This is a genomic window from Paenibacillus sp. 1781tsa1 (genome assembly GCF_024159265.1).
Lineage (GTDB): Bacteria > Bacillota > Bacilli > Paenibacillales > Paenibacillaceae > Paenibacillus.
This window is the reverse complement of record NZ_JAMYWY010000001.1, coordinates 637,107-655,015: the sequence shown is the minus strand read 5'-3', so window position 1 is coordinate 655,015 and position 17,909 is coordinate 637,107. Positions and strand designations below refer to the sequence as shown.

At 46.5% G+C, this 17,909-nt stretch carries 20 protein-coding genes and 1 riboswitch; of the genes, 3 read left to right on the top strand and 17 right to left on the bottom strand.

The window, feature by feature from the left end:
* Window positions 1–233 precede the first annotated feature (233 nt).
* From NKT06_RS03070 to NKT06_RS03045, 6 genes are all read right to left on the bottom strand, one after another.
* Window positions 234–1,454, bottom strand: coding sequence for a TraB/GumN family protein (locus NKT06_RS03070; RefSeq protein ID WP_253429746.1), 1,221 nt, complete (start codon window positions 1,452–1,454; stop codon window positions 234–236).
* A 139-nt stretch (window positions 1,455–1,593) separates the two neighbouring features.
* Window positions 1,594–2,889 (bottom strand): ABC transporter permease, encoded by a 1,296-nt coding sequence (locus NKT06_RS03065; RefSeq protein ID WP_253429743.1) that lies wholly within the window; start codon window positions 2,887–2,889, stop codon window positions 1,594–1,596.
* On the bottom strand, window positions 2,882–3,784 hold the full coding sequence (locus NKT06_RS03060; protein WP_253442358.1) for an ABC transporter ATP-binding protein: 903 nt from the start codon (window positions 3,782–3,784) through the stop codon (window positions 2,882–2,884). The genes NKT06_RS03065 and NKT06_RS03060 overlap by 8 nt, the downstream gene beginning before the upstream one ends.
* 20 nt (window positions 3,785–3,804) lie before the next feature.
* Entirely contained in the window at window positions 3,805–4,701 is an 897-nt protein-coding gene (locus NKT06_RS03055) for an ATP-binding cassette domain-containing protein (protein ID WP_253429740.1), read from the bottom strand.
* Between the two features lie 15 nt (window positions 4,702–4,716).
* Window positions 4,717–5,106 (bottom strand): GntR family transcriptional regulator, encoded by a 390-nt coding sequence (locus tag NKT06_RS03050; protein WP_091038380.1) that lies wholly within the window; start codon window positions 5,104–5,106, stop codon window positions 4,717–4,719.
* Between the two features lie 89 nt (window positions 5,107–5,195).
* Window positions 5,196–5,909, bottom strand: coding sequence for a hypothetical protein (locus NKT06_RS03045; protein ID WP_253429737.1), 714 nt, complete (start codon window positions 5,907–5,909; stop codon window positions 5,196–5,198).
* A gap of 209 nt (window positions 5,910–6,118) precedes the next feature.
* Between NKT06_RS03045 and NKT06_RS03040 the strand changes: the two genes are divergently transcribed.
* Window positions 6,119–6,433 carry a hypothetical protein gene (locus NKT06_RS03040; RefSeq protein WP_253429734.1) on the top strand — a complete coding sequence of 105 codons (315 nt, stop codon included), beginning with the start codon at window positions 6,119–6,121 and terminating at the stop codon, window positions 6,431–6,433.
* Window positions 6,434–6,543: 110 nt separating this feature from the next.
* Here the strand turns inward: NKT06_RS03040 and NKT06_RS03035 are convergent, their stop codons facing one another.
* The 9 genes from NKT06_RS03035 to NKT06_RS02995 form a co-directional block, all read right to left on the bottom strand.
* Window positions 6,544–6,915, bottom strand: a complete 372-nt coding sequence (locus tag NKT06_RS03035) for a hypothetical protein (protein ID WP_253429731.1) — start codon at window positions 6,913–6,915, stop codon at window positions 6,544–6,546.
* Window positions 6,916–7,059: 144 nt separating this feature from the next.
* A complete protein-coding gene (locus NKT06_RS03030; protein ID WP_253429728.1) occupies window positions 7,060–7,524 on the bottom strand; it encodes a DUF420 domain-containing protein in 465 nt (154 codons plus the stop codon).
* 35 nt (window positions 7,525–7,559) lie between these two features.
* Window positions 7,560–8,483, bottom strand: coding sequence for a cytochrome c oxidase assembly factor CtaG (gene ctaG / locus NKT06_RS03025; RefSeq protein ID WP_253429725.1), 924 nt, complete (start codon window positions 8,481–8,483; stop codon window positions 7,560–7,562).
* Window positions 8,484–8,591: 108 nt separating this feature from the next.
* Window positions 8,592–8,912 carry a cytochrome C oxidase subunit IV family protein gene (locus NKT06_RS03020; protein ID WP_253429722.1) on the bottom strand — a complete coding sequence of 107 codons (321 nt, stop codon included), beginning with the start codon at window positions 8,910–8,912 and terminating at the stop codon, window positions 8,592–8,594.
* A 3-nt stretch (window positions 8,913–8,915) separates the two neighbouring features.
* Window positions 8,916–9,542 carry a cytochrome c oxidase subunit 3 gene (locus NKT06_RS03015; protein WP_047840264.1) on the bottom strand — a complete coding sequence of 209 codons (627 nt, stop codon included), beginning with the start codon at window positions 9,540–9,542 and terminating at the stop codon, window positions 8,916–8,918.
* Complete coding sequence (gene ctaD, locus NKT06_RS03010) at window positions 9,539–11,389, bottom strand: cytochrome c oxidase subunit I (RefSeq protein WP_483311607.1); 1,851 nt, start codon at window positions 11,387–11,389, stop codon at window positions 9,539–9,541. The genes NKT06_RS03015 and ctaD overlap by 4 nt, the downstream gene beginning before the upstream one ends.
* Before the next feature lie 71 nt (window positions 11,390–11,460).
* Window positions 11,461–12,513, bottom strand: coding sequence for a cytochrome c oxidase subunit II (coxB, locus tag NKT06_RS03005; protein ID WP_253429715.1), 1,053 nt, complete (start codon window positions 12,511–12,513; stop codon window positions 11,461–11,463).
* 567 nt (window positions 12,514–13,080) lie between these two features.
* Complete coding sequence (gene map, locus NKT06_RS03000) at window positions 13,081–13,842, bottom strand: type I methionyl aminopeptidase (RefSeq protein ID WP_253429712.1); 762 nt, start codon at window positions 13,840–13,842, stop codon at window positions 13,081–13,083.
* Between the two features lie 133 nt (window positions 13,843–13,975).
* Window positions 13,976–14,164: a hypothetical protein gene (locus tag NKT06_RS02995; RefSeq protein ID WP_017690840.1), complete on the bottom strand. Its 189-nt coding sequence runs from the start codon at window positions 14,162–14,164 to the stop codon at window positions 13,976–13,978.
* A 400-nt stretch (window positions 14,165–14,564) separates the two neighbouring features.
* Between NKT06_RS02995 and NKT06_RS02990 the strand changes: the two genes are divergently transcribed.
* Together NKT06_RS02990 and NKT06_RS02985 are read left to right on the top strand one after the other, a co-directional pair.
* Window positions 14,565–14,843 carry a transposase gene (locus tag NKT06_RS02990; protein ID WP_091018633.1) on the top strand — a complete coding sequence of 93 codons (279 nt, stop codon included), beginning with the start codon at window positions 14,565–14,567 and terminating at the stop codon, window positions 14,841–14,843.
* A gap of 94 nt (window positions 14,844–14,937) precedes the next feature.
* Window positions 14,938–15,276 carry a DUF4870 domain-containing protein gene (locus tag NKT06_RS02985; RefSeq protein WP_062837331.1) on the top strand — a complete coding sequence of 113 codons (339 nt, stop codon included), beginning with the start codon at window positions 14,938–14,940 and terminating at the stop codon, window positions 15,274–15,276.
* Window positions 15,277–15,556: 280 nt separating this feature from the next.
* On the opposite strand, the gene NKT06_RS02980 is transcribed toward NKT06_RS02985, so the two are convergent.
* Both NKT06_RS02980 and NKT06_RS02975 read right to left on the bottom strand, forming a co-directional pair.
* On the bottom strand, window positions 15,557–16,918 hold the full coding sequence (locus NKT06_RS02980) for a nucleobase:cation symporter-2 family protein (protein WP_253429709.1): 1,362 nt from the start codon (window positions 16,916–16,918) through the stop codon (window positions 15,557–15,559).
* A gap of 1 nt (window position 16,919) precedes the next feature.
* Window positions 16,920–17,507 carry a xanthine phosphoribosyltransferase gene (locus NKT06_RS02975; protein ID WP_036613196.1) on the bottom strand — a complete coding sequence of 196 codons (588 nt, stop codon included), beginning with the start codon at window positions 17,505–17,507 and terminating at the stop codon, window positions 16,920–16,922.
* 302 nt (window positions 17,508–17,809) lie between these two features.
* Window positions 17,810–17,909, bottom strand: a riboswitch (purine riboswitch).

Below are 17,909 nucleotides of genomic sequence, written 5' to 3'. Positions count from 1 at the left end.
ATAGAATATACCATGCAGCACACGTACTTGTAAAGAGTTAATTTATAAAAATATTAATTCTACAATCTATCCCTTTTAAGGACCTTGAATCTCCAATGTAATCATAAGTTCAATAGTATTATCCATGCACTTGATCTTCACTATCTAATCTGTCCTTCTTCTATATATAAGAAGGTAACCCTCTCAACTCTCTTATTCGAGACGAAAGGGTTACCTTCTATAGTGATCTATATTTATTTACGTTCTACGCTATATCCTTTATCCTCAAGCAGTTTCACGATGCCGTGATCGCCCAGGTAGTGTGCCGCGCCAACAACAATGAAATACTCCTCGCCTTTGCCGTTTTTCAGATAACCATCGATTTTGTCCGCCATACCAATGTTACGATCAACCAGCATTGCTTTGTTATATTCCTCGTTAGTGGAGAAGCTGTTTGTCAGTTCAAGCAGTTGCTCGTCATTACCCGTTTTCCACATCTCAGCCATTTCTTTCACACTGTTATCCAACACGTCGAAGTTTTCAATTGTTGTTTTCAATGTTTCCTCTTGTGTTTCTTTGGAAAAGTCGTTAAACATGCCAAGTTGAGATTGATAACTCTCTAACTCAATAACTGGGAGTTTGCGCTCGATCGCTTTCTGGATGAAATACAGATCCACTCCTGCTGACGCTTCGTATCCTGCCGTTGTGGACTTCAAACTTGCGAGTGTGCTTTCTACTACCCACGGCTTAAATGCATCCAAAGCATTAGGCTCTAGACCATTTTTCTTCAATACATCGCCCAGCTTAGTATACGTTTCACTGGAAATGTGGTCTTTCAGCGTTGTTCCATCCTGATATGAACCCAGGCTTAGAACCAGCTTTTGCTGCTCTTCGTCAGCGGCTTTGCTAATATCAATCTCTACCCCAAGATAGTCGGCTTCCGCAAATGCTTCCTCAAACTCCGGACGCAATGGATAGAAGCTCTCATCCGCAATATGCATGGACCCTACCAGATAGACCGTGTTGCCATTGCTTTCCACTTCCCACATGAAGCCACGTCCACCCGTTTGGACAGTTTCCGTTGCTCCACCTTTGGATACCAACAGCACTGTGCGCGTTGCAGCATCCCAGCGAACTTCATAACCCGCTGCATCACCGACAATGCGGATTGGAGCATACGTTACACCGTTGATCCGTGTAAGTTTACTTTTGAGTGTAATTGTTTTGCCATCGATCACAGCCGTGATCGTATCATCTGTCGCAGTTGTTAGCTTCACGTCCATAGCATCCAGCGTAGTCCGCAATGGAACCATGGTTGTACCTTTATCCAGGATTGGTGCTCCTGTAGCATATTTCACTGCCTGGTCATTGACCTTGACGGAAGTTTCTTGTGGAGCAGCCATAGCCGGTACCGCAGATGCGAGCAAGCCTACCGAGATGGTAAGAGATAAGAGCGTGCTTTTCCAATTCTTCATATTATGTATTCTCCTTTAGTACATTTATTTGCCAACCCATTTTAACAGAATGGACATCTTCAGATACTACGGATAAAGTGAGAATTGGTGCCACTCCACAAACGAAGCAGCACTCTATCATCCCCTTCAAACACTCAACTTAGATCTTATAAGCCTTCATGGCTTTAAACAATTCCTTAAAGGTCGGACGTTTACCGTACATCAGCACACCTGTGCGATAGATTTTGGCTGCAAGCCATCCGAAGATGATAATGGATACAATGAGAATCGCTAATGAAGTTAAAACCTCCCAAGTCGGTGCAACTCCCGCACCGATTCGTACCAGAATCGCGGTCGGCGACGTGAATGGAATAAAGCTTGCGATTTTCAACAACAGAATGTTCGGCGTAGAAATACTGAAGATTGCAATATAGAAGGATACAAGCGACAGCATCGTAATTGGCAGAACAGCCTGACCCAGCTCTTCAGTACGGCTTACCATTGAGCCAATGGCAGCGAACAACACGGCATACAGGAAGTAACCCAGAATGTAGAATATGAGTCCGTACACAATAACCGCAATATTCACATCACTCAGATTCATATTGAAATCACCTAACACTGCACGGTTATGCGGTAACAAGATATTTCCGGCAACCACTGCTCCGAAGATTCCAATTTGCAGCATCCCTACCATGAAGATCCCGATGATTTTACCAAACATCTGACTGAGCGGTGATACACTCGTAATCAGAATCTCCATAATACGCGAGCTCTTCTCAGCTGTGATCTCAGAGGCAATCATGTTGCCTGTCATCATCGTCGAGGTGAACAGTAGGATGATCAGCAAGTACACCACAATATAGTTAATCGGGCTCATCGCACCTTCTGACTCAGCACCAGCTCCACTTCCATCTGTACTCAAGCTTTGCTCGGTGAGCTTCACAGGTGTTGTAATCAGTTCCTTCTGCTCCGCCGTGAGTACATCCTTCACAACCACATCCAACTTCACACTCTGCAATGCAGCTTCAATGGATGCAATGATCTGAGGTGATACGTCTTCTGCTGAATAGAGAATGGGCTGTGGGAACTCCTGTCCAGCAACCGGTTCAAACTTCAGATAGCCATCGGTAAGCCCTGCTTCTGCATCCGCTGCAAGAGCCGCTTCATCCTTGTCTCCACTAGCAATGAATCGATAGGCCTGATCTCCTTGCGCCGCCGAGAAACTCTCCAGTTTCTCGGAAACTTCTGGCTGCCCAGTGCTCAGGAGACCAATATTTACAGGATTGCTACTTGAAGCTCCGCCAATGGAACCCCCATTGAATAAGGTAATGAAATATGGAACATTGAGTCCGATAGAAATTAAAAGTGCAAGTACAATGGTTGTCACCATGAATGATTTCGTTTTAACTTTGTTTTTAAATGTAAAACCCGTAATCGTTCCCATTTTATTCATTCGACTCACCTACCTCACGAATAAAGATTTGGTTAAGCGTTGGTTCCTTCAGTTCAAAGTGTTCCACTGTCGTCTGAGTCATGGCTGTTCTCAAAATCTCTTGAGCAGCTTCCACCTGACTAATATGCATCAGGTACCCGCGCTCATTCCGCTCGACTTTCTTCACACCAGACAATTGCTCTAGCCCCTCCACACTTCCAACTGTACCCAGGAATACCTGCTCACGTGGATAACGGCTCTTAATCTCCTTGATCTCGCCTTGTACCACCGTGTTGGAACGATGCAGAATGGTGATCTGGCGACACAACTCTTCAACGTGTTCCATGCGGTGTGTCGAGAACAGAATAGCTGTACCTTCATCACGCAATTCCTTGACAGTGGATTTGAGTAATTCCACATTCACAGGATCCAGTCCGCTGAACGCTTCATCCAGAATGAGAATCTGCGGTCTATGCACTACAGCTGCAATAAAGCCCATCTTCTGCTGATTACCTTTGGATAACTCCTCAATCTTCTTATCGTAATATTCCGGAACTTCGAACCGATCCAACCAGTATTTGAGACTTTGATCTGCATCCTTACCATTCATGCCACGAAGCCGTGCCAGATAATTAATCTGTTCGCTGACTTTCACCTTCGGGTACAATCCGCGTTCTTCCGGAAGATAACCCATAATCTGTTGTAGCTCCGTATTGTAAGGCTTGCCGTTGTACAGGATATTCCCCCCGTCCGGGTGAATAAGTCCAAGCACCATGCGCATCGTTGTTGTTTTGCCTGCACCATTGGCTCCGAGCAGTCCGTAAATCTCCCCTTCTTTTACATTGAGCGTAACTCCATTAACGGCTGTTTTGTCAGCATATTGCTTGACGACTTGCTTCAATTCCAATCGGTTCATCATTTATCGTCCCCCTTCGATTATTTCCACTGTACGGGTGCATACCCGGCAATCCAGAACGCCAGCACTTCATCTAATTCCAAGTTACGGATTTTCAATACTCGGTTATTCGCGAGCTCCAGCCTCTCCTGCGCTTCGCTGACCCGGGTTGTAATGACACGAACTAGACCTCTTTCTTCCAAAGAAGATTCCACAACACCAGGGATACTCTCTGGCCTTAAGTCTCCTTCATACCAGACTTCTTTCCACTGATCGAGCACCATATCTTTCTCGGCCATCCCCAGCGACTGACCACGGTGCATCAATACGATGTAATCCGCAAGTCTTTTGACTTCGTCTGCAATATGCGTAGCAATCAGAATCGTGGTGTCCCCCTCAGCCATGAAGGTACGGAACTGCTCAACCATCACTTTCCAGGCAAAGGGGTCCAGTCCTGACGAAGGCTCATCCAGAAGCAAGAGTCTTGGGCGAGCTGCAATTGCAGCTGCAATCTCAAATTTTCGCCGTTCTCCCTTGGACATCTTGTTCAGCTTCACATCAACGGGTACTTCCATATCGCGAATCAGTTGATCGAACAACTTCATATCCCATCGCGGGTACCAGTATGCACGGAAATGAGCTGCTTCCTGTGCTGTTATCCGGTTCTCTTCCGAACCAGCGTTATCTGCCACAAAACCAATCTGTTGTCTCAGTTCAATGGGAAGTGGCCCATCATGTTCCTGACCAAACCATATAATCTGCCCAGCATCTGGCAGCACCACTTGCTGTAGCATGTTAAGTAGTGTGCTTTTGCCTGAACCATTGTGACCGAGAATGGCCACTACATACCCTTCCGGGATGCTCAGATCAATCGGGCCAATAACTCTGCGTTTTCGCATTTTAGATACGCCGTTCAGCTGGATTGCTATGGGTTCCATGTATGAATCACTCCCTTACTTCGCGTAAATAGCCTTCAGGACTTCCCGGAACAGGCTCTCCATCTCTTCTTCCGTGCACCCTACCGATTTTCCGGACTGCACCGCAGCCTGCATCGCTTCCTGCGCGGCCTTCAATCTATAATTTTCTCTATCGCCGGCTTCTACCTGAGCCACAAATGTACCTGTCCCCTGCTTCGTACGAAGCAGACCTTCGTTCTCCAGATCCTGATAGACCCGTCTAACCGTAATAACACTGCAATTCAGCGCTCCGGCGAACTCACGAATGGACGGCAAATGTGTTCCCTCCCCCAACTGACCCGTAATAATTAACGATCTTAACTGATTTTCAATTTGGTGGTATAAAGGTTCAGCGCTATTTTCATTAATTTGAATGGGTATTTTCACATCTTGCACCTCGCCCTCCGGTACACTCCAGTCTGTTACCTGACCGTGCCGGTTTCATCCTGTATTCGTACATAAGCTCAACTCTCATATTAATTCAAATCCCGATGAACCAGCTTCTTCAGCGTTAAACGACTAAACAGCCATAATCCCGCTACGCCGGCCACCAGAGCAATCCACATGATCGGGGAAAGCAACCCCCATGATTTACTTTCATCCAGTACAAGCCGTAATCCGTAACTGCCTGACATTCGAATCAATAAGGACATGCCAATGGCGATTGGTACAAAAAGCGTACTGAGAAGCAAATATTTCTTGCCACTGTTCAGAAACTCTCCGTAAATATACAATCCTGTTACCAAAAGTCCATAACCTGTACAGGTAAGGCTAAAGGCCAGGTATTGATCCCATCGAAATCCTTCGGAATGAAGGTTAACCACATATAGCGATCCGTAGAAAAAGATACCGTTGTAAGCAAATGCCATCAGAGACTGCTGTAACCTGGACCACATCACCGCTTGTTCAGGGATAGGAATTCTGCGATAGTAAGCCAGCATCTGCGTATAGGAATCCTCATGTATGTAACGAAAGGAGCGCCTGCAGAACATAAACCCTTGAAATGGCAGCATAAGTAAAAAGAAGGCATCCACGACCGGATTAATGAAATCTGTCTGTTGTTGTCCTATTAACATCACACCGCTCATGCTGCCAGTGTATATCATGAATATGGCAGACCATAGCCATTGGAGCTTATCCTTGCTCATTTGGTTGCGGGTCAACCACCACGCCTGTTTCCATTCGTTCATATGCATGCCTGCCTTTCACCTGTCATTCACTCATCTCGTTTACTGTGATCACTGTGTTTACTGTATATATCAATATACACAGTATAAAGACCGAATTCTGATCCCGTCAACCCCTAATTTTCCTGAATCAGGAAGATGGTATAGGACACAGTTCAAATTTACGTTAAAATAAATGATAGTTACGAATCAAAGAAAGGAAGGTTACAGCTATGGATTGGCTGGTCGAGATCGGATTTGTGCTCCTTTTCCTTATCGTCGTTATCTGGTTAATCCTCCGGGATGAACCTCATCGTCATTCTGCCAAAAAAGGCAGACACCGCATACGCCGTAACAACGGTTATGCCGACTCTGCTTCAGGATATCCGGTCATTACAGGAGATGACTCCTATGATCGTCATTCCAGACACACATCGGATCACAAACATCATGATTCAGATTCTTCATCAGACACATATTCTCATCACAGCAGCGATAGTGGTAGCAGCAATGACAGTGGTGGGGATAGTGGGGGTGGCGGGGATTAAACTCAAGTTCCCGGATCACAGCAAAAAAGCTGTACCCGTTATTGTGTAAACACAATTCGGATACAGCCCTTGCCGTTCTCTAGCACCTGTTAGAAGAAGAGGTCTTTCAATTAAACGAGGTTATAGCCACTAGGAAGACTGCGACTGCTGCGGATCGCACGAATCTCGGCCAGAGTCAGCCGCTCATTCGTGGAGATCAGGGATTCCACATCATTGCCACGGATCAGATCATCCAAATCTCTCAAGTTGGTGTTGCCACGGAAGACACGAAATCCACCCTGAAAGTTAGGCCGCGTAAACACGACAAGTGTTGCATTGGAACTTGTTGAGAAAAAACGCAGGCTCTCTACCCCGTCCAAAATATTGTCCAGATTACGGAGACCCGTGTTGCCACGATAGATGCGGCTTCTCCCTCTGTAGTTCTCTTCTGAATACACGGTAAGACGTGGATACGTTTGACTAACACTGACTGTTTTTTTCATTTTGTTTCCCCCCTCTCGAACTCATTCTATGAATGAATAAGAGAGGTAGCGTGGACGAATCTTCTGCTAGATTCGTCCATTTTCATATTTTCATAATATTATAGTGACGCACGCACCATTAACCTTGAGGTTGTGTCCCCACTTTTACACGCCGAGGATAGCTTCCCACACCGGACGTGTATGACCACCAGGATATAAAATATATAGAAGAACATACACAACAACACCTGTTAGCGCTGACCCGAACCAGATCATGGACGTGAACTTGCCCCAGCGACGATGTTTTCCAAACTTCTTTTTGAACCCCAACACCAGTGTTGAAATGCCGAATATCGCCGCCACGGTAGCCAGGATAATATGAAAGATCAGAAATATCCGATAAAAGATCTCCAGATCCGGGTCCCCGCCCCAAGCCGTATTACCTACGAACACCGTGCGAGACATATAGATCACAAAGAAGATTAGAGCTGCAATCGCACCTGCTACCATAGCGGACTGATGAGCCTCGCGTTTGCCCCGAATAATCAGTACCCATCCAATCCCCACCAGTACTGCACTTATCACAATGAAAGAAGTACTGATCGTTGGTAGCCAAAAATACATATCCATCGTGTGTTCCCCCTCTTGTCAGAACATTGACTTAATTATTTGGCAGCCGGATTGAGTGGCCCCCCTGCGCCCCCAGCAGGATACGAATCATCATCATCTTCCTGCTTCTCTTTCCGATACCATTGGAAAAAGACATAGGCCAGCATGGAGGCGAAAATTCCTTCCTGAATAAACTTCATTACAATGCCACCGACCTGCTGATCTTCCTTCGCGGAGGACAGGAAGTTGAAGAAGGCTGGGCCACCAAATGAGCGAAGTAAAGCTGTAGAATCTCCTGACACACAATATCGCATGGCTTCAGCCCATACTGCCGGGTTGCTGTACGTCTGATACAACGGCTCGGACGCAAAAATAATCAATCCACAAGCAGGTGTGAGCAGTACCATATTCAAAAAAATGAAACCGATCTTAGAGAGCCCGGAAGCTTGTCTGCCCTCTGGTAACGGATTCAGCAATGTCCACCACATGAGCATCGAGGTGATAAACAGTCCAATATAATACAACCGGTGAACGGTAAAATTCAGCATAACGTAATCATGTACAATCGGTAGGTGATACAACGAGAACAGCCCGTTAAAGAGCACTGCCGCAACGATCGGATGAGCCAGAAACGATAGCTGGCGTGTTGGCAACCAGCGTACGATTCTGCGCCATACCCAGATCGGCAAGCCTTTCATCATCAGCGGCGGCGCTACCAGATAGGAGAACGCCATGCTTACCATGTGAAAGCTAAACATCACGTGACCAAGCAGATTAAATGGTCCTGCTTGAGCCAGATAGAGGACAAACAACCCTGTAATAAACATAATTTTCTGCCCGGCAGTCGCAGGCTCTGCATCCTTTATTTGCTCGCTCAACGGTCCCACGAGCACTAAATACGCCGCAGCAATGATCAGAAATAAAGCCAATATAAGTGGACTCCATAAGTCGTTGAAGCTAAAATATTGCAACCCGAGCATACGGGAAACCTCCCCGTGACCTAATTTGGTTGTTGCCTTCATTTCGTTGTGAAGATTCATTCGCCAAAAAGGGGAAAAGACGGCGGCATTGCGCCGCCGCCATCTCTTTTACCACCAAACCCAATACAGTGCCATAATGATGCACGTAAAGGCTACGAAAAAGCCAAAGGCCATGAACAGGATTGGCATCAAATGCCCTTTATCCTTCAAGTGCATCCAATAACCCAATTGAACGAATACCTGAAGAATAGCCATCACGAGCAAAATAATAATCGTAAAGGTTGTGTTGACCCCTCCGGCAGAAGCAGCCGCAAACGCAATCAGCGTGAGAATAATGGAGAAAACAAACACCACGACATGTTTCTGTGGCCCTTCCGTCCGGTGACGGTGTTTCACAGGCTGTTGGTCTGTCTTATCTTGTGCTGACATGTGCTACCCCACCTTTCCGAGCAGGTACACGACCGTAAAGATAAACACCCAGACCACGTCAATAAAGTGCCAGTACATTGCGGAGACGTATACTTTAGGTGCAGTTACGACCGTCAATCCTTTTTTGAACAGCTGCCCAATAATGATTCCGATCCACACAATACCGAAAGCAACGTGGGCTCCGTGGAACCCGACCAGTGTATAGAATGCTGAACTGAAGGCACTGGTAGTCATGCCAAACTCTTTATGTTTCACATACTCATAGAACTCGTATATTTCCAGCGCGAGAAATCCCATACCCAGTACCACCGTGATACCAAGCCACAATGCCAGTGCATCTCGCTTGCCCTTATGCATAGCTTGAATTGCAAATACACTCGTCAAACTACTGACCAGGAGAATGAATGTTGCAGCGGCCACGAGTGGCAGGTGGAACAGTTCATTCGCTGTAGGTCCATCATTGGTTTGGCCACGAAGAGCCAGGAAGGTAGCAAAGAGCGTACCGAACAGTACAGTCTCTCCGCCAAGGAACAACCAGAAGGCAATCAGCTTGTTACGTCCCTCCAGCGTCGCTTTCTCCGGTTCATGCGGCAATTTGTCGTTCACCGGTTCGGCATGTGAGGTTGTCATGTTCTAGCCCCCTTCTCATCCTGATCCTCCGGTTCAATATGCCAGCCATGATCATCGTAAAGTGAACGCAGTGCCATTGATCCAAATGTAATCAAAAGGCCAATGACAACCACAATATAATTGTTAAACAACGCATTCATAAACGCATTACCGAATTCATCCTTGCTGAACATCAGGCCAAGTCCAGCAATAAAGATCCCCACAGACATTACAAACGGCAACGGCGTTGCTGACGGCATATGAATCGAACCTACGGGTTCAGCTGGTGTCATCTCCGTATGTCCTGCCATCTTTTCCTTCCAGTACGCATCAATTCCACGTACCAGCGGAGTCTGCTTGAAATTGTATTCCGGTGGCGGTGAAGGAATGGACCATTCCAGGGTACGACCGTCTTCCCACGGATCGTTTGGCGCACCAGCCGGTTTTCTCATGGTGATTACGATGTTCGCGAGGAATAAGATAACCCCCACACCCATCAGAAATGCCCCGACGGAGCTGACCAGATTGAGCAGATCAAAGTCCTGATTCGGCAAATATGTAACGATCCGGCGCTGCATCCCCATCAGACCGAGGAAATGCTGTACAAAGAACGTTAATTGGAAACCGATCATAAATGTCCAGAATGTCCATTTTCCAAGTGTTTCACTCAGAATACGTCCGAACATCTTCGGCCACCAGTAATGCAGTCCCGAGAACAAGCCGAGCACCAGTCCCCCTACAATAACGTAGTGAAAGTGAGCTACAACAAAGTACGTATCATGGAACTGAAAATCCGCTGGAGCAGATGCCAGCATGACACCAGTAACACCACCCATAACGAAGGTTGGAACGAAACCAACAGCAAACAAGTTCGCCGCTGTAAAGCGGATCTGTCCACCCCACATCGTAAAGAGCCAGTTAAAGATTTTGATCCCCGTAGGCACGGCAATCAACATTGTCGAGATGGAGAATAGCGCGTTGGCTACATTTCCCAGGCCTGTTGTAAACATGTGATGCGCCCATACCATGAAACCCAGGAAGGCAATCAGGATGGTGGCAAATACCATGGAGCTGTATCCGAACAACCGTTTACGCGAGAAGGTCGGAATAACCTCCGAGATGATACCAAATGCCGGCAAAATCAAAATGTATACTTCCGGGTGCCCGAAAATCCAGAAGATGTGCTGCCAGAGTACGGGGTTACCGCCACCTGCGACATCGAAGAAATTCGCTCCCAGTATACGATCAAACGTCAAAAGTACAAGTCCTACCGTGATGGCAGGAAAAGCAAAAAGGATAATGGCAGATGTAATAAATGTCGTCCATGTAAACATTGGCATCCGCATGTAGGACATGCCTGGAGCACGCATTGTAATAATCGTTGCGAGAAAGTTAATGCCCCCAATGAGCGTTCCCAGACCCGCGATCTGAAGACCGATGGTGTAGAAATCCACACCATGCGTTCCACTGTACTCACTGCCCGAAAGCGGCGTATATGAGGTCCAGCCAGCATCGGGTGCTCCACCCATAACCCAGCTCAGGTTCAGCAGCAGTCCACCAAAAAGGAACGTCCAGAAACCAAGCGCGTTAAGAAACGGAAAAGCAACGTCCCTTGCCCCGATCTGTAAAGGCACAACTGCATTCATAATGGCAAAAATAAGTGGCATGACACCAAGAAAAATCATCGTTGTTCCATGCATTGTAATCAATTCGTTGAAGACCTGTGCCGATACAAAATTATTCATAGGCTTCATTAGTTGAATCCGAATCAAAATGGCTTCAATGCCGCCGATTCCAAAGAAAAATCCACCAGCAACCAAATAGAGAATGGCGATTTTTTTGTGATCGACGGTGGTGATCCAATCCATCAAGCCCCTGTACCTCTTGACGCTATGCGCATGAGCCAAGGTTGTGTACCCCCTTCTTCGTCCTTGCTGTTCTATTCATAGTCCAATTTGTAGTTGGCCAGATATTCGGCAATTCCGTCGATTTCTTCATCCGTCAACCCAAGATCTTTGGGATTCGGCATGGTATTGCCCGGCTTCACGGATTGTGGATCATGGAGCCATTCTTTCATGTTATCCAGTACCGGACTACCTTCTTCCTGTCCCTCACGAGAATTCAGCAAAATGCCTGCGACAGATTCCTTGCCGCCGATTCCCGTCAAGTTAGGCGCTACTGGTCCACCTTGATCGCCAACAGCGTGGCAAGAAAGGCAGTTTGTTTTGAATTTCTCGGCTAATTGAGTATCTTCAGGAAGGACTGCAGGTGCTTTCATCTGATTCACCCATCTGTCAAAGGATTCCTGACTCACTGCTTTTACCTTAAACTCCATGAAAGCATGCGATCTGCCACATAACTCGGCACATTTACCGCGGTAAACGCCTTCATTTGGTGCAGAGAAACTGAACTTGTTAAGTGTTCCATCCGGGTTTGTGTCCATTTTGCCCGCAAGTGACGGCACCCAGAAGGAGTGAAGCACGTCAGCGGTTTTTAGTTCGAATGCGATTTTTGTTCCGGTCGGGATGATGAGATCTTGAGCGGTGGTTACGTCATATTGAGGATAAGTGAATTCCCACCAGTACTGATGCGAGGTGACTTGGACCTTAAGTGCATTTTTGTCATTGGACAGATCTTCGCCTTGGGCAAAAATCGTTTGGACTGTCGGTACTGCCAGCACAATAACCAGCAATAACGGAATGGCTGTCCATATTACTTCCAGCTTGAAATTACCTTCAACCTGTTCAGGCATGTCGGTCTGCCCGGCTCGTCTACGAAACCGGATCAGAACATAGGCCGCTATAGCAAATACAATGATGAGCACCACGATCATAATCGTGATGGATAACTTCATCAGATCATATTGGCCTTGCGCCACAGGACCCTGAGGTTTCATTACCGACAAGTCTTCCCGCCCGCATGCGGATAGCAGCAAAGAGAACACCGCCAGCAAGGGGAGAATTCGCTTTGCAACCTGCCACTGTTTCATCATTGATCTACCCCACTTTTTTACGTTTTCGTAGATTACCGTTGTCGTTCAATAGAAAGGCAACAAAAGGTACGTTTCAGCACGATACGCATAATCCTCTTCATCATACAGAACGCTTACAAAAATAACGCTTCCAGTACTCCCGTGATTTCCTGCTCAGGGCATGTCTGCGCATTCTTCCAATTCATTCTATATGCTTCAATCACTTATTAAATATAAGTTGAGGGTATGATTTTGTCAATCTTTGGACACATGTTCACAAATTGTTCACTTTATGTAAAAAACCGCTCTACAACTTGATTTGCAAACGATTTCAGTTAAAAGTATTACACTCTACATTTGAAAATTTTTGCCAAATTTCGGTGATAAAACTCGATTTATTGGTGATTTTTCTCACATTCAAAACATGCGATATTATGCAAAAGAAAGATCAGATTTTATGGAAACCCTCTTCCATATCCATTCAGAAAACATACCTATCGCTCCATACCGCTACATTCAAGCTCAAAACAGCATGGAGCATTCCTCAGAAAGGTTCAATTCAAGTCCTCAATCATCACTGACTTCTTCTCATGTACCATTGGTCAGAATCAAGGGACCATCCCCAGTAATTGCAACCGTATGCTCATACTGTACTCCCCAGCTGCCATCTACCGTCCTTACTGTCCATCCATCTTCATCCCACACAACGGCCCCGGAACTGCCTTTCGTAAAGATGGGTTCAATGGTAATGACCATACCCTCGGTGAGCATCGTGCCCGTTCTGCGCTTGCCATACGGCAACACATTTGGCGGCTCATGAATATATTGACCGATTCCATGGCCGATGAGGGGCTTCACAATTCCGTACCGATGCAGTCTGGCTGTTCGTTCAATGGCATTTCCAATATCTCCGAGCGTATTCCCCGGAACTGCCTGGGCAATCGCCCGCTCAAGGGCCTTCTCCGTGCGCCTCATCAGCTTGCGAATGGATCTGCTTGGTTCACCAATGCCATATGTCCAGGCCGAGTCAGCAAGCCAGCCGTCTTTGTTCACCACCATATCGATGGTCACTACATCCCCGCTCGACAGCTCTTCTTCTCCCGGAAATCCGTGGCAGACCACTTCATTGACAGAGGCACACGTCGCGTACGGATATCCTTTATATCCTTTTTGTTCCGGTGTGGCCCCATGTGCTGCCAGAAACTCTTCCACCCGCTCGTTAATCTCCGCTGTCGTGATACCAGGTATCATCCACTGCTCAATATGCTGGTGACAACTTCGCAAAATTCGTCCAGCTTCCCGCATGTAGCCAATCTCTTCTTTGGTTTTCAAAATAGGGTCCACATGCATTCATCCTTCCCGCTGTAGGTGTACTCCCATATATATGCAGCAGGAACGCAAAAAAAACCGCCTGCCGGAGCTTATCGCCCGGAAGACGGTTCTATTCATTATCGGAACAGTATAATCAGAGTTGTGTGTTGTTTCAGGACACGGAAGAATCCATCTTGACAAGCTCATGCTCAACCACAGAAGTCAATTCTTCCTCGTATCCACCCGTAATCCGGTATTTTCTCACGTACTCCTTCACGAATTTTTTTGGATCTTTAGGACGGAAAATCCGAGTCATTTCCCTCAAACTTTCTTTGACCTCATTGTGACCTTTCGTTGCCATTGTAATTCCCTCCCAAAACGTTGAAAGTGAATGCTCCGTTTAGAGAATGCCGAATAAGTCTTAAATGCCATCCATGAAGTTGTGTGCGCGGCTTAAAGCAAGCTTTAGGTCGGGAACCTCGCTAGAAAGCAAGTACCTGACACTATAAATACCCGATATGATTCGGAATGAATCATAATCTTATTGTAGCATATTCGGAAGTATCTTACGACTTGACGATTTCCTCTAATAAATATAACGGTTTTCATGCCCAAAAAGTTTAATTCCGAATCATATGTTATGAATGCCACCATTCTATACGGAATTAATATATCCAGCATAACACTGAACTATTCGGGGGATATTATCACGGACAACCCATACAGTTAAATTAATGGTATCTAAAAGGAGGCGCCGTCTCATGGAACGCAAAGAACAGGATATGCTGCCCCTTTCACATGAAAAGGTGGAAGTCGACGGAGTATATATCAACGAAGCCGGACGTGAGGAACATCTGCATCGTGGGCAACACTTCCCGGCAGACCCCGTTCTCGGCAAGTCAGAATGGAAACTGACGGAGTATGCTTTTGATAATCACCACGAAGGGCGTACCGATGAACGTTTGGTTCCCAAAGAAAACGATACTGATAAAATGGGCAAGATCACAAACCCTCGCAGACAGATCGAGGGCGGAAGATAATATTGTTTGATTTGTTAGTCAGATAAATTCACAGGTTCAGTTCTGTCCATCTCCTTCATAGCCTAGTAAAAAAGGTTAAAGGAGGCTGGACCGGATGTCACCCATGAAATCGTCTAGCGGTCTGGATGAAAATATTGCCGGTATGCTCTGTTATCTATTTACCTTTGTAGGCGGGATTGTATTTCTCGCTGTAGAGAAGCGTAGCCGATTTGTTCTTTTTCACGCTCTGCAATCCGTGACCGTCTTTGGCATCATTATGGTCGGACATGTACTATCCGCTTTTCTTCCGTTGTTTGGGCCACTGGTGGCATCACTTTTATCCCTGCTCGGTGTGGTGGTTTGGCTCATCATGGTGGTCACCAGCCTGCAGGGGAAATGGCTAAAGCTGCCGTGGGTTGGCGATTTTGCAGAGAAACAAATGCGTCATCTGTAACATTAGGAAGACATGATCAAAAAAGACGATCCATCCCCTTTAAAATGGGGTGTGGATCGTCTTTTATCTATATATCCAGCTTCAACATATAATTCGTTGTTTCGCATGTAAAAGTGACTTGTTCATGTGGTTGAACATTCACAGTATAAATGATGTATGTCATAAACCATTCATGCTGTATATTACGATGTATCAACCTGCTTAAATATTCATCTGGTTAAGGTTAAATTCCAAACCGTTAACATAACAATCATGCTGGATTATAGGTCTAGTTCGGCTTTTAAGCCGACTTGCCTGTTTCTCCAAGGATGGCATCTGCCTGTTTCTCAGCCATCTTGGCGGCTGTTTCCTGGGTACCCAGACCGTTGAACAGCAGATTCATGAAGATCGCCGTAAAGCTGCCTGCAATGATACCATTACCGAGCATAATCTGAGCCCAGTCCGGTGCGCCAGCAAACAACTCAGGCACAACGGTAACCCCCAGCCCCATGCCAACAGAACAAGCAATGACAAACAGATTTTCATGACGATTCAGATCGACCTGACTACCGATAATTCGGATACCGGATGATACTACCATGCCGAACAAGGCCACCATGGCTCCGCCAAGAACTGCCCCTGGAACGAGCTGTGCGAGCGCAGCAATCTTCGGCACAAATCCGATGACCACCAGAATTCCACCAGCCACAACAATGACATCACGTGTCTTCACACGTGTCATCTGTACCAGTCCTACATTTTGCGAATACGTTGTATATGGGAACGAGTTGAAAATACCACCTAACACAATGGCCAGGCCCTCTGCACGATAACCGCGCGCCAGATCCTTGGAAGACAGATCTTTGTCCAGGATTTTGCCCAGAGCCATAAATACACCTGTAGACTCTGCCACGCTGACAATCGCCACCAGAATCATCGTCAAAATAGGTACAATCTCAAAGGTCGGTCTACCGAAGTAAAACGGCTGAACAACATGGAACCAACTTGCATCGCGAATAGGGGCAAAATTAACCTCGCCCATAAATCCTGCCGCCACCGTACCAACGAGCAGACCAATCAGTACCGAGATGGAGCGAATAAATCCGGTTGTAAAACGAGTCATTAAAATAATAAAGACCAACACACCGAAACCGAGCAACAAGTTCACTCCGCTGCCAAAATCTTCTGACCCCTGACCACCACCCAGGTCATGGAAAGCAACCGGGATCAGAGTCAGACCAATAATGGTCACAACCGAACCTGTCACGACAGGCGGGAAAAGCCTAATCAGCTTCCCAAAGAGACCAGAGAATATCAATACGAAAAGCCCTGAAGCGATAATCGCTCCGTAAATGGCAGATACTCCACTGTTCATTCCGATGAGAATCATCGGAGACACGGCCTGAAATGCACAACCGAGCATGACAGGCAGCCCTACGCCGAAATATTTATTTCCCCATACCTGAAGCAGTGTAGCCACACCACATGCGAGCAAATCAATAGCAATGAGATAGGTTAATTGTTCCTGTGTAAAGCCTAATGCGTTACTAACGATAAGTGGAACGACAACGGCCCCTGCATACATGGCAAGCACATGTTGAAGTCCGAGTGAGAACGTTTTGATTGGGTGCCGATGCCGCTGAAAAATACGTTCGCGTGCCATATTAGTTCGTGCCCTCCTCGTCCGCAAATGTAACCTGTCCATCTGACAAAGCCCCGATGCGAACCAGTGATTCCACACGGTATCCTGCTTCTTTCAACAAGCGACCTCCCGGCTGAAATGCTTTCTCAATAACAATACCGATGCCAACCACTTCTGCTCCAACCTGCTCCACAATGCGAGCCAAACCAAATGCTGCTTCACCGTTTGCCAGAAAATCGTCAATGATCAATACGCGATCCCCAGGCTTCATGAATTTCTTGGCAACGGTAATTTCATTCGTTTCTTGCTTCGTGAAGGAGTAGACCTTCTCCACCAGAATATCTTCCGTCAGTGTGAGCGACTTCTGCTTCCGTGCAAAAATAAGCGGTACGTTCAGCTCCAACGCAGTCATGATGCCTGGCGCAATCCCTGACGATTCAATCGTTAGCACACGTGTGATATTTTCCCCTTCAAAGCGGCGAATGAATTCCTTGCCCACTTCCTTCATCAGAACCGGGTCCATCTGGTGGTTCAGGAATGAATCCACTTTGAGTACTTGCTCGGACAGGACAATACCTTCCTGTCTTACCTTGTCTTTTAACAATTGCATTGCTATTCTTCCCCCTGAATGCCCTCCGCACAGAAACCCACATGCTACTTCAATCTCATGGTAAAAAAGCAAAAAGCCCGCCTTTTCACATGCTGCGGAATAACCGGAGACGGGAAAAGACGGACTTGTACGTATATGGACAAGCCGTATGGATGCTGCAAGTGTACTGGAAGGATATTAGAGCAGGAGTTCATTTCTGACACGTCAAACTCCAAACAGTCTGTCCAGGATCAGATGTGAAGCTACCTGAACCTGCCTTTCAGTCAAACTGTCCGAGAATAATCTCATTCCAACCATACAACATGTTGCAGCATCTTTCCCGTAGTCCGATCATTCCGGTGATCGGGTAGAGACATGCAGGCCTATTCCTGCACATATACGAGTAACGGCATATTTAATTTT